The following is a 12906-nucleotide window of genomic DNA, read 5'->3' as shown; positions in this document are numbered from 1 at the left end:
GGTTCCGCGTTCGTCGGTGTCGCATCGGTCGCCTCGATGAAGACCACCGAGGAGGTCGCCACCACGGGGCGCAACGTGTCGGCGCGATTCGATCAGGTGATCCAGGCCATGCAGATCGGCGCCAACGAGTACGACCGCGTCGAGGCCGAGAACCAGGCCAACCTGTCCAGCGTCGCCACCCAGGCGTAATCCCCTCACCAACAACAACTTCGAAGGAGAACACCCATGGAGGGTATGCGTTACGACCACGCGAAGATGGCCGACCATGTGGCCGCGCAATCTGGCCTGGTCGCACATCTGAACAGTCTTCAGGAGCAGGCGCTCAACGTCCTGGCCCAGACGCAGGACTTCTGGGCCGACAAGGGCGCCACCGCCTACGCCGAGGCCCAGCGCTCGATCACCCAGGCCTACCAGCAGGTCTTCGAGACCATCAACCGGCACGGCACCGCCACCGGCGGGGCGTCGAGCAACACCGCAGTCGGCGACGCGGCCAACGCCGCCCGGTTCGTCGGCATCTGAGAAGGACTGACCCATGGAAGCGCAGCTGTCGACCACTTCCGAAGGACTGTGGCTGACAGCTGCGCTCTCGGGCGTCACCAGACTTCCTGCGGCGCTGCGTGTCCGGCCCGTGGGCGACACCGAGGCGATGCTGGCCTCCCATCCAGGACTGCAGGCGCTCGAGGAGGCCGGCGTGTGCCAGGGTCGAACGCTCGACCCTGATGTGCAGGAATGGCTTTGGACACTGGGTCGATGCGATGTCGATGTCTCGATCACGGTCTCCCGGCCGGACGAGCGATCCGAGCGCCTCACCGGCCCCCCGGAACTTTTCAAGCCGCCGGCGGATCCGCTCAAAGAACCCCTCGCCGCAGCGGAAGCGCTACGCGCATGGCGCGCACACCAATCTGCCGATCGCACAGCGGTTCTCTGTCGCCGTGACGGCAAATGGGTTGTCGCAGCGCGCGTGTGGCGAAGCTCACGCAAGGCGTTCGTTTTGAAGAAGCCTTTGAGTGTCTTGTAAAGTCCCTGAGTGCTCAGCGCAAGCGCTCGGCCGGTGGTAGCTTGCGTTGATTTGGCGGTTTTGTCCTTACTAGCGGGAGCCGACTCAAGCACTCCGACCATAGGGCGCTCTATCCTGAATGCCAGCAGGCGAGGGCTTGCTTCGCCTTCGCGTAACGCTATTGCAGTCTCCACATCACGATGGTGTTCGTTAATCAGCTGGTACACGGTCGAGCTGATCTGCACGGAGCGCACCTTTCTCCCCTTGCCGACCACACGCAGCGAAAACTCGTTTGGTGACGTTTCGCCATCAACCTCAGCAGGTTGCATGTGTTTGACCGAAGCGTGTGCGAGTTCTTCCAGCCGCATACCCGTAGTGAGGAGTACGTTGAGGATGAGCTTGAGCCTGCGCGTGCGTGCACCTGGCAGGGCAGGGGTGGGCGCTTCGATGTCGTCATCCTCATCATCCGCTTCGTCGGGATCTGGCTGTGAGTAGCGTGCAGCAGAGCGCACCAACAGATCCCGCACCCAGTCTATGTCGCTCTGATTGAGTGAGCGCGACGTGTCCATGGACCGCTCAACAGTCGCCTCAGATTTAAGGGACGCCATTGGGTTGCCAGTGAGGTATGCCCCTTTAAGGAGCGCCTCCATCATCACCTTGATGACAGTCAGTGCGTAGGCCTGGTTCCGTTGGTCGATCTGGCCACGCCACGGACGCCAGCGCGGGTCTTCGCGCGTCACGCGCGCGGTGCTGATGTATGCCGCAGGGATCGCTCGAAGAAACAGCTGATAACCCATTGCATGCGCCACGCTGACGCTCGATATGGCCACTTGCGCTTCACACAGGCACCAGACGTAGAAGCGCTCGACTTCTCGGCGGTAGGCCTCAAACGTGCGCTTCTTTTTCGCTGTGAGGTAGGTTCCGAGCCAGAGGCGGATGGCCTCCATATCGTTGTGTGCGCCCCAGTGATTTGGACCGGTGTTGCGGAACATCCCTTTGCTCCCATCGAGCGCCACGGGTACACGCAGCATCTCCAGTGGGGCGATGCCCTCCCGCTGGATCAGTTGTTCCCCAGCCACTGCAGCGACCTTGCTCCCCTCCGCGTACTCAAGCTTTGCAATTTCCGGCGCCCGCTCCAAGGGTACAAGGGCGGTTTTTAACGGCTTGTACGGCCGCCAGGCTGCGCCCGAGCGGTTGATGTGCCCGAGGGTGGCAGCATGGTCGCCAAGCCATGCCTCGATCCTCTTGGCCCGCACTGGGCCGATGCGGCCGATCTGGCGGTACCAGTTTCGTCCTGCAAAGCTGATGAATCGCACGAGCTGGCGCAAGTCCAAGATGTTTGCGTCTGCTAGCGCTTTGTTCACGGATGCGGCCAGCCAAATCGAGGTTTTTGCATCTGGCCTGGGCAGGTATGCGAGTACCGTCTGCAGCTCGTTGAGCGCCTTCACCTTGCTGTCGATCAGGGTCGATCGACTGACCTCCTGTGTCTGCTCGACGCTCACCTTGATGTCGTTGTCGACCAAGTACGCCTGGAACGCCTCGGGCAACTCCTTCTCGGTGAACTGGTCCTCAGGCAGGTTCTCGTACCAGCGCTGGTAGATCGCTTCGAGGTTGTCTCGCTCATCCTTGTCTGCCATCGCCGAGGGCAGAGGGGTGTTCAGGACCTTGGCCGCGCGTTGAAGGCTCTTGTCTTCGGAAAGATTGGCCGCCTGCTGGATGCGCCCTTCAAGGTAGTCGAAACGTGCGTTGATGGTCAGCCCGTGTGGGATGACAGGGTTGCCGCGCTGGTCGAAATGGATGTTGGCGTAGAAGCGCAGGAACGAGTCCTGGGCCGACAGGCCGTTGAAGACGCCCCGCACGAAGGAGAAGTCCTCCAGCGTGAGCTCGTTCAAGGTGTTGAAGGTGGCCACACGAAAACCCACTGGCCGCCCGGGTGGCCCTGCAGGTGCCTTTGGCGTTGTTGGCGCAGCGCTCTTGCGGGGTCGCCCGCGGCCGCGCTTGATCACGGTGAGGTCGGGCGCCTCCGGGAGCATCACGGTGCCATTGGGAGGGGTGCTGTGTTCAGCTGGCTCGTCGTGCATAGGTGCTCCTGCGGAGTTGTCGTTCTGAGTGCTTGCGGGGTGTGCCCGGCTACTGGGGCGTGACACGGTCGATGAGCCCAGCCTGGAGCGCGTCCCGTGCGAACTCATTGATCAGCGTTTGCCGCCGGTGCACCTTAGCCTCAGCAGTGGCATAGACCGTTTCGCGTTGATGCGGTGCCCACGTGCTCACGGCATGCAGCCATTGGTCAATGTCTCGAACTTCGACAAGGACTTCGGCGGCCTTGCGACGCCACAGCGCCCTTTGCGCCTCAGGCATGGTCTGCAGAGCGCGGCGAACCGGCTCCATGGGTTCCAGGAAGGCGTCCACATCTGCGGAATAGGGCAGGGGGAGGGCAGGCGATTCGGTGGGTGCTGAGATGCTTGTTGCGCTGCGCGTGTTGCGCCGCTTCTTGAAACCTCGCTCTCCGTAGATGTCGAAGAGTGTGCCGCCCACCACCACCGTCAGCAACAAGAGGCCTGCTGCCTCCACCAGGTCGATCATGGTGTGCTTCGCATGCGTGGTTCACCATTGGGTGAGATTGCAATGGTGCGTAAGTGGTTGATTTTCAAGGGAATCTCAGGTGGAGTTCAAAACTGGATGAAACACGCTGGGCGTTCCAATGCTGTGGTTTTATACAGTTCAGGTGCGGGAAAGGATAGACACGCCAAAAGCGTTTTTTTGTGTATGTTACTTTATCGGGTGCTTAATGCTAGTTAGTATTCCGCAGTCCGTAACCTCAATAAATACGGTTCTCAGCAATTTAGTACTAAGGAAGTAGCGCCTGCACGAAACTCTCCTTCCCGTGAAAGAAAGTTGATCGTCCGGGACTTCGCTGGGCCGGCGTAGGGTTCTCAGAAGACTTGCAAACCCTACCCAACGAATCATGGTGTTTTGCACTCCTACTGAAAATCGCAGCTGGCGGGTACCCGTCCGGCGAAAGAAAGTTGAACTGGTCAATGAAAGAAAGTTGAACTGCCGCCCGCCTCAACTGCACCCCACTGTGTCGGGTTTAGCAGCCGTCCACCGCTCAAAAACTGGACAAACTTGGGGAAAAGCAACTTTGCGACGCCAAAGATTGGCCTTGGGTGCCCATGAGCGCCTGGTCGGCTGACAGGGCAGTGGTCACAAAGTGAGATGGATCTCCGTACCGTGCGAGGCACCGGGTTGAATTGACCCAGCGGAGCATCACGTCCATCGAAGTACGACATCGCCGGTTCACGATGGCGGTCCCACAGGCGAAAAAAAAGGACTCCCGCCTGGGGAGTCCTTTGGGATGGAGTCGGCGCTGATTACAGCGCGGCGTCCTTGACCTTCTTGAAGAAGCGGGCCTTGACCTTGACCGATGCGGGCTTGGCAGCAAACATTCGCTCGACCTTGGTGAACGGGTCAACACCTTTGCGGGCCTTCTTGGCCGGCACATGGGTGGCCGCGACTTTGAAAACGCCTGGCCACGTGAAAGCGCCTGCGCCCTTCTTGGAGATGGAGGCGAGCATGGTGGCCTCAAGCGAGCCCAACACTGCTTTCACGGTCTTGGCATCGGCGCCGGAAGCTTGCACCAGGTGGGCCACCAGGCTGGTCTTGTTGAAGGTTTCCTTGATGGGCTTGTTCACGCCCACTGGCTTCGCCGCGACTTTCTTTGGCGCCGCCTTGGCGACGGTTTTCTTCGGTGCTGCCTTGGGGGCCGCTTTCTTTGCAGTTGCCATTGTTTTCTTGCTCCAGATTTTGAGAATGAATCACCGCGCAAGCCGCGCGGCACCTGGAGTTTAGGGGGGCAGCGCGTGTTTCTTCGCTGGGAAATGGCTCTTTTTCACCCGTAGACCCACGAAATGCAGCAGGGCAGGGCCATTCACACGACGCCTCGCGCGTGTACCGGTACAGATATGAATGTCGCTCGCACCGCTGTCGTGGTCCTAAAAGCCGTAGCCGTCTTCTCTCCAAGCCTTGAGGACGCGGTAGTCATGCTCGGGGAGAACGATCAATCCGTCCTCTGCGTCTGCGACCACGCGCTTGCCGGAGCCATCACCAACCAGGTTGCCGTGGAGCATGTAGAAGTACCAACCGAACGGCACTTTGACGCGGCGATCGAGCGTTTGCAGCTTGCCGAAGTGGGTGTAGGTATCGCCCTTGGAAGCGTCGATCCTCGCAATCTTCTGAGGGAACGTCCACATCGGCACAAGGCCCAGGGCGCGATTTTTGTTGGTGGGGTCTGTCCAGTCAGAGAGTTGCATCACCCAGTGTTCACACAGGCGAGCGCCGCTGCGGCCGGCACTTGAGTTCTTCCAGTCGTTGAACAGCCGACGCGATTTGTGTGGGTGGCGGTCCCAGCCAGGAAACAGTTCGGAGTGAGTCTTGACCTCGCCCGTTTGGGCGCCATCGAGCGGGGCAATACTCCCAGTCACCTTGTAAGTTCGCTGGTGGAGCAGCTTTCGAACTTGAGCGTCGATTGCCTCTGCTTCGGCCACGAAGGCGTCTACGTCAACCACCGCCTCCAGCATATAGGCCGGTGGACGAACACGCGACCGGTCGCCAGTTGGTACCGGGTCACCCTCCACCGCGTCCAACAGGTCCGCCAAATTTGCGGGCGTGCGCCAGACGTACTTGTCAAATGCCCTTGCATCGATGAACTCATCCTCTTGGCGGATGGCAACCTGGACGAATGCTGCGGGGTTGTCCGTGCCTTTGTCATGGACCAGGTAGATCTTGGTGAGCTGGCATTTGCTCAAAAGGTACTTGGCATCGAGAAGCCTCGTGAAGGTCTTTGATGCATCACCCGCATCCAACGCGAGCTGTTCCTTTATCCACACTTGGTGGTCTTCATGAACCACGGCGCCGTTGCTGGCCAGTACCTTGCGGCGAACCAGGTAGTGGCCATCGTCTCCGCCCCGTGTTGTCGCCAGCTTCGCGTCAGAAAGCTGGCCGAAGGCACGCAGGCAAGAGATCAGTGCACGGTGCGTCGGCTCCGGCACACAGGCAGCTACAGCTTGCGCGAGCCCTGGGACATCGACCTCATATCCGTTGGGCGCTTTCATGAGCGGACGACCTTTGGCTCGACTGCGCGCTGAGTAGACAGGTGTGGTGAGTGGTGAAGATCCATGGGCGCCATTGTGATTCAGCTTTTGCAGACCTTCGAGCATGAAAGCGTCGGAGGGGGCCCGGAGTGGCTCTACGAATGGAAAACCCTCTGTTGGGTGTGCGATCGGCGGGTTCGGCGCAATTACTGTAGCCCGACTGGCCGTCCCCTTCACACCCACCCAGGCCCTTGAAATGGCGAGGTCTGTGCGTAGGATGAATTTGGTCTGCCCATCAAACCTTTGAACTTCAATCCTGAAAACCGCCACATGAACGAAACCACCATACGCACTTCCAACGGCACCACGATCGCCGCATTCTCAGTCGGCGGGACTGTCATGTCAGCGGAAATTCGCACCGAGTTCAGCACGGTGCGAGACCGCGACACTCACATTGGCAATGGAAAGATGCTGCCGGGTCAGGTGTACAACGAAGCGTCGACGGTCCAGGACGTTTGGATCAGGACCGAAGACGGCAAAGAAATGAAGCTGGCCTTCCAGCCCTTGGGGTTGGCGATGCGTGCAGGGCATGCTGTTGTGTTCATGTGCGGCAAAGACGACAAGGGTCAAACCTGGTGCCTGGGGGCGCGCAACCTCGCCACGGGAGAGATCAAGACCTCGAGCTCTTTTGCAAAGAAGATGGCTGGCGATGCCGGTGCAAAAGGTGGACCGAAACTGCCTTTCAGCGCTTGGTGGATCCAGCTTCCCGCGCTGTTGTTCGCTGCGTTTGTCTTCAGCAACATGGAGGGTGGCCGCTACTGGATGATGTACTTTCTTTCAACGGTGTTCTGGGGCGGTATTGGCTTGCTGGTCATCCACATCTGGAGGTTGTCCAAACGCGCGGAAACGGTGGGCAAAGAAGTGATCGTCATCGTGCGTGAACGTCTCGAAGCGCTCCCCGCTCGCTGAAAATGAATCGGCGCTGCATTGGGACAAAGCCGGTGCCATCTTCATGATTCCACGGCCGGGAGTCCGCGGGCAATTGAGATATATTTGGCGCAGGCCATGTCGAGGCCTGCTGCCCCACCGCCGGCTAACCCAGAGAGGGACGACATCACAACCTCCGAATTCCACCCATGGCGGAATGCGGCAGTGGGGCACCGTACCGAATTCCGCCTTGATGGAGTTCTGTTCTCATGAAATTTATCCCGACAACGCCAGCCGACGTTGAAAAGCTGAAGGCGCGCGCGAAAGTCCTCAAACGCCGGCACAACATCAAGCATCGAGAGGCGCTTGAACGAGCCTCACGCGAGGCTGGCTATGCCCACTGGCATCACGTGTCCATCTGCCAAGCTGAATCCGAGCGCGCGGTGATGGGCGCTTCACTCGCCTTTCTGTGCAGCAGCATCCAAAAGGACGCGATTAAGGGCGAGACCCACTACATAGGCGACCCGTGGCCACTGCGTTTCGTGGTCTTTGCCAACGGATCGAAAGACGCGGCCCTGCTGGACATCACCGCGCGTCAAGCCTTGATTCTGGTCGAGGGGGGCCAGGAGAGAGAGTTCAGCATCAACGAGGATGGGCCACTGCCGGTCATTGCTTGGCATGGCCGCTTCGAGGTGGAGTCCGACGTGGTTGTCATCACCCAAGACCCCACTGGCGCCTCCGTACGCATGTCGGTCGATCCTGCTGCGCTGCTTGACGCCATCGACCGATCATCTGCGCGGGAGGGCGACGACGAGGATGACGGCCTTTTCGTGCACGACATGGACGAACCTGCCAGTGGCGAGCTGCTTGAGATGGTGCTGAACGGTACAGGCCTGGTGCCCATCACCGCAGAGATCGCGCAATCTCTCGTGGACTCGGGCTACACCAGCGAACAGGTCGCTGAGGCGACCGCCGCAGGGGCGCAGTACTCGCCATCGCGGCATTCCATCTTCTATCCCCCGGAGAGTTCCTTTTAGAGGCGTTCTGGAGGCGATGGTTGGTGGCTTGTAGAAAAGCGAAAAGGCCCCAATCCGCTAGGGATTGAGGCCTTTCCATGTTCACGCTCAGTGGATGGTCTTCTTCGAGAACAGGGCTGCAACTTGGCGGCTCTGACCGTAGAGGAAGACTTCCAGTTTCTCGCGCACCCAGCCCGGCAGGGAGGGAGCATCGAGCGCCTGGACCAGCACCATGCGGTGCCCCTTGTCCATCACGGCGTCGAACAAGGCCTGCACTGACTCTTCACCACCGTGGTCGATGGCAAGGTCAATGGCACGGCCTGGTTTCTCGGCAAGCGACTTCACGATGAAGTCCATGTGGTCGAGGGCAGAAGCGTAGTCGGTTTCGTATGCGGCGTTCATCATGTCAATCTCCATTAAAGGGAAAGAAAGACAGGTTCCACATACGGTCCCGAAGGGAACCTGTGGTTCCCGTCCGGGTGGGTTTACGTTCGGCAGTTGCCGACTGCTTAGAGCGAGCTCTGAAGTGACTTCATTTCAACAGGGTGCGGCTGTTCTGTCAGGCCATGTGGGTCAGTTTCCGACCCATGACGCAACTTTTTTTTCAAGAAATGGTCAATGAGAAGGAAGGGCTCACGGCGCGAACCGCCTTGCGGGCTTTTGAGCGGTTTCTAGGAGTCCGTCGGGCTTTGCAGTCTTCCGGACGATGACGCCATCCGACACAATCGTGGCAGTCCAAACAAGAAGGCGAACCCATGAGCCGATTCGTTCCCGTTGACCGAGACACTGCGTACCTGTTGCCGCCGTCGGTGGATGAATGGTTGCCCAGTGATCACCTGGCGCGCTTCGTGGTCGAAGTCATCGAGCAGCTCGATCTGAGCGAACTGACGCGCCAATACGCGGGCCGAGGCTCGGCCGCACACCACCCGGCGGTGCTGCTGGGCCTGCTGATCTACGGCTACGCCAACGGCGTGCACTCCAGCCGCAAGATCGAGCGCGCGAGCTACGACTCGGTGGCGTTTCGCTACGTGGCGGCCAACACCCATCCAGACCACGACACGCTGGCCACATTCCGCCGCCGCTTCCTGAAGGAGGTGGAGGCGCTGTTCGTGCAGGTGCTGGTGCTGGCGCGCGAGATGAAGCTGCTCAAGCTCGGGCACATCGCGCTGGATGGCACCAAGATCGGCGCCAACGCCAGCAAGCACAAGGCCCTGTCCTGGGCGCACGCCAACAAGATCGAGGCGCAGTTGCGGCGGGAAGTGCAGACCCTGCTGGCGCTGGCGGAGAAAAGCGACCGCGCGGCGATCCCCGATGGCATGGATGTGCCGGCAGAGATTGCCCGGCGCGAAGACCGCTTGAGCGCCATTGCGCAGGCCAAGGCCAAGATCGAGCAGCGCGCGGGCGAGCGCCATCAGGGCGAGCAGCAGGAGTACGAGGCCAAGAGCGCCAAGCGCAAAGCCCAGCGCGATGCCGGCAAGAAGCCCCGCGGCAAGGACCCCGAGGCGCCGCAGGCCGGCCCCAAGGACGCCGACCAGGTCAACCTCACGGATGAAGAGTCGCGAATCATGCCCGTCTCGGGAGGGGGCTTCGAGCAAAGCTACAACGCGCAAGCCGGCGTGGACACCGACACGATGATGGTGATCACCGCGCACGTCACGCAGGCTTGCAACGACAAGCGAGAAGTCGTGCCCACGCTGGAGCAGATCCGATCGCTGCCTGCGGTGCTGGGCGAGGTGAAGTCGCTGATCACGGACAACGGCTTCTTCAGTCAGGCCAACGTGATCGCCTGCAACGACGCCGGAGTCGAACCGCTGCTGGCGCTCAAGAGAGAGTCGCATCACACGCCGCTCGCGCAGCGCTTTGCACCCGATGCACCGCAGCCCCAGTCGACGGACCCGGTGGTGCAGATGGCACACCGACTGGGCACGCAAGCAGGGAGGACGTTGTACGGCCGGCGCAAGCAGACGGTAGAGCCGGTGTTCGGCATCATCAAGAGGGTGATGGGCTGGCGCCAGATGAGCATGCGCGGGCTGGCCAAGGCCCAGGGCGAATGGAGCTTGGTGACCATGGCCTGGAACATCAAGCGCATGCACGTCTTGCGAGCAGCTTGAGGGAAAAAGTGCGCCTCGATCACCCCAAAACCGAGTCCCTGGACGGCTCGATGCGCTCTCACGGGGGCTCGCCATCCATCGAGAGCACTCACTCAGCGCAATGCCGTCCAAAAAAACGCCTCGCACCGATTATTTGAATTCGCTTGGGCTCAAGTCCGACGGACTCCTAGGACGTTGCGCAATGGCAAGCAGTCGCGATACCGACGATGCTTGACGTAGCAGTTCCTCTTGGGTGTCGGCAATAACCACTACGACGCCATTCAGCCAGGTCGCCCCGCCGCCTGGCTTTTTTTTGCCAAGCTGCGTGAGAGTGCGATGACCTGCACCGGTCGCCATAGGAATCTCAACAGGCCCGATCGCGTTGCAGCGCACACGAGCCTCGGATAGCATTCATCCGTCTTGGGCGCATGTCCAGAACGCGGCCTCGCGGTCGCCATCAACTTTTTGCCCCAACGCGGGCTTCAACCCAACCGGGAACCTCTCCCGGTGGGGCGCGTGGTTTCCGGTCCTTTTCTTTCTTAGGACTCCCATGGAAACCATTTTGAAAAACAACGAGCAGATCTCTGGCGACACGGTGCGTGCGCAGATCAACGAGCGGTCCTTCATGCGCAACATGGAGCACATGTTTTCGTCCAGCTTCTCCGTGATTGGTGAGCTGCTGCAGAACGGTCGTCGGGCCGAGGCAACGACCATTGATGTCAAACTCGATGCCAAAACGCGCAAACTGACGATCTCTGACAACGGCATCGGCATCCAGAGCTTCGCCAAACTGCTCGACTTGGCCACCAGTGGCTGGACGGCAGAACAGGTGCAGCTGACGGAGAAGCCGTTCGGCATGGGCTTCTTCAGTGTGGTCTTCGCAGCCGAGCGCGTGGTGGTCACATCGCGTGGGCAGCAGCTTGACTTCACCCGCGAAGACATCATCGAAGGCCGCCAGCTGAGGGTGCGCGAGCATGGGGAACAACCGCTCAACGGAATCACCACGGTGATCGAGTTGTGCAACGTCAGCGAGAAGCTGCTGCCTGTCAGTGGTTCAGTCGATCAGTTCGAGCGCAATCTCAAAGAACTGGTGGCCGGTTTCCCGGTGGACGTGGTGTTCAACACCGTACTGCTGCCCCGTCCGAACCGGATGGACCTCAAGGACGGCAAGTGGGTGATGACGGGCATGGGCCCGGTGAGCATTCAAGGCATCCACCGCGGCACCACGCTGGCTCAGCCCGCTCACAACACCAACGTGCGCATGTACCTGCAGGGTTTGCCCATCGAGCAAAAGCGCTTGTCTTTTCCTGGAGCAGAGGCACCCTACATCGTCCACCTGGACAGTGCGCAGTTCACTGCGCAGATGCCGGATCGCACGCATCTGTTCAATTCCGACGAGCAGATGAAAACCATAACCGCCAAGTTCAACAGCCTGGTGGTCGATTTCCTGCATGCGCAAAAGCGGGAACTGTCGCCTCGTGAGTTTGTGAAGGCGTACTGGGACGATGCTGCTCGTTTTGGCGTGCGGCACCTGTTCAACGACGTGCCATTCGTGCCCTGCACACTGTTCCAAACGGTGAGTGAGGTTCGGATCCCCCACGCCGGCGCCGACGTGCACACGACCTTGAGCTACCACGACAAGGACACTGTGATCTCACGCGAGCAGCTGCTCGAGTTGGAACAGGGTGTCTGGATGGACGTGTGCACTTCGGTCGACGATGAACACTGGGCGGCTACAGCTCTTGCTGTCATGCAGAAGCTTCAGACCTACTGCGTGGACTCACATGACGTGCACCAGGACCATTGGATCAACGCGATCGCGCACCGGTACACCGACATGACGTTCCAGGTCAACGTGGAAGGGATGTCCGAGCGCATGCAGTCTTTCACCTGGAGCGACCGCACTGCGGACATTCGGATGGCAACGTCCTGCGAGGTGAAGATTCGCTCGCTGGCTGACAATGCGTTCGAGTTGAACGTGAAGCTGGACAGCGGATGGCTTTTCACACCGGTCTTGGGACCGAATGAGGACCCTGAAAATGTGCTGCATTGGGACTTCGACTGCTGGTTGATGTCTCATGACTACGATTCACATCCCGTGAACGCGTTGGCCAGTTTCGTTGACGAGTACGACCACTTCAACGAAGAGTACGAAAAGGACGCGATCCTTGACTGGGACAACAAGATTGCTTTGCTGGAGGATTCACACACCAGCGCAATCCTCAGCCGGATTCTTGTGAGCGAATACCCGCAGCTCAGCGACAAGAATCTGGGGGAGATCACCTTGGTGACTGGCACCCAGCGGTGCGTCAATGGTGACGATGAGTACCGTGCAGCCGGGCTCAGGGTGGCGGCGCTGGACGACGCAATGATGGCAACGATCTGTGCTGCCCTGAAGAAACAGTCGGGCGTCACCGTGACAGCCGATCAGATGACCCGGGCGATCAGCTTTGCAGCACGCCCAGGTCTTTGCAACGGCGGCAAGCGCGACGGTGACTACCGCGTGGGCGTGGCCATCGTCTCGCCGTGAGCGAACCACAACGAGCAACGTGACGAAAAGTCACTTTTTTTGAAACCCCCTGTGCTTGAGAGAGCGCAGGGGGTTTTCTTTTTGGCGCTTCCGGTTGGTCCCTCAGCGGCAGTGTTTAAGCGCAGGGTCACTGGGGGATACACCGTTGGCCTCAGCCATCTTGGGTATTTCGGACCAACGTGACCGCTGGTTTCGGTATCGTGACCGAGGATTTCGGCCCATCGTGACCGACTCCGTTGTCGGTTCATCGTGACCG

The 12906-nt window shown here is 60.0% G+C and carries 9 protein-coding genes and 1 pseudogene; 5 read left to right on the top strand and 5 right to left on the bottom strand.

The annotated features are described in order from the left end of the window. Window positions 1-532 precede the first annotated feature (532 nt). Entirely contained in the window at window positions 533-1018 is a 486-nt protein-coding gene (locus ACN4F8_RS17770) for an ESX secretion-associated protein EspG (RefSeq protein ID WP_419474783.1), read from the top strand. A 1175-nt stretch (window positions 1019-2193) separates the two neighbouring features. Here ACN4F8_RS17770 and ACN4F8_RS17765 read toward each other — a convergent pair. The 4 genes and pseudogenes from ACN4F8_RS17765 to ACN4F8_RS17750 all read right to left on the bottom strand — a co-directional run. Further along, a pseudogene (locus tag ACN4F8_RS17765) lies at window positions 2194-2634 on the bottom strand (phage integrase family protein); the annotation flags it as partial. 493 nt (window positions 2635-3127) lie between these two features. Further along, on the bottom strand, window positions 3128-3580 hold the full coding sequence (locus ACN4F8_RS17760) for a hypothetical protein (protein ID WP_419474782.1): 453 nt from the start codon (window positions 3578-3580) through the stop codon (window positions 3128-3130). A 788-nt stretch (window positions 3581-4368) separates the two neighbouring features. Then, complete coding sequence (locus ACN4F8_RS17755) at window positions 4369-4782, bottom strand: HU family DNA-binding protein (protein WP_159609079.1); 414 nt, start codon at window positions 4780-4782, stop codon at window positions 4369-4371. A 207-nt stretch (window positions 4783-4989) separates the two neighbouring features. Further along, complete coding sequence (locus ACN4F8_RS17750; RefSeq protein WP_159609078.1) at window positions 4990-6108, bottom strand: hypothetical protein; 1119 nt, start codon at window positions 6106-6108, stop codon at window positions 4990-4992. A 309-nt stretch (window positions 6109-6417) separates the two neighbouring features. On the opposite strand from ACN4F8_RS17750, the gene ACN4F8_RS17745 reads away from it, so the two are divergent. After that, entirely contained in the window at window positions 6418-7056 is a 639-nt protein-coding gene (locus ACN4F8_RS17745) for a hypothetical protein (protein WP_305727516.1), read from the top strand. 227 nt (window positions 7057-7283) lie between these two features. Next, a complete protein-coding gene (locus ACN4F8_RS17740) occupies window positions 7284-8051 on the top strand; it encodes a hypothetical protein (protein WP_159609076.1) in 768 nt (255 codons plus the stop codon). 87 nt (window positions 8052-8138) lie between these two features. Here the strand turns inward: ACN4F8_RS17740 and ACN4F8_RS17735 are convergent, their stop codons facing one another. Continuing rightward, complete coding sequence (locus tag ACN4F8_RS17735) at window positions 8139-8435, bottom strand: hypothetical protein (RefSeq protein WP_159609075.1); 297 nt, start codon at window positions 8433-8435, stop codon at window positions 8139-8141. Between the two features lie 350 nt (window positions 8436-8785). On the opposite strand from ACN4F8_RS17735, the gene ACN4F8_RS17730 reads away from it, so the two are divergent. Both ACN4F8_RS17730 and ACN4F8_RS17725 read left to right on the top strand, forming a co-directional pair. Beyond that, window positions 8786-10141, top strand: a complete 1356-nt coding sequence (locus tag ACN4F8_RS17730) for an IS1182 family transposase (RefSeq protein ID WP_267322046.1) — start codon at window positions 8786-8788, stop codon at window positions 10139-10141. A 529-nt stretch (window positions 10142-10670) separates the two neighbouring features. Continuing rightward, a complete protein-coding gene (locus ACN4F8_RS17725) occupies window positions 10671-12650 on the top strand; it encodes an ATP-binding protein (RefSeq protein WP_419474781.1) in 1980 nt (659 codons plus the stop codon). Window positions 12651-12906: the final 256 nt, after the last annotated feature.

It is taken from the genome of Hydrogenophaga sp. (assembly GCF_048549895.1).
Classification (GTDB): Bacteria; Pseudomonadota; Gammaproteobacteria; order Burkholderiales; family Burkholderiaceae_C; genus Hydrogenophaga.
Note: the sequence above shows the minus strand (reverse complement) of the source record. Positions and strands in the feature narration are given on the sequence as shown.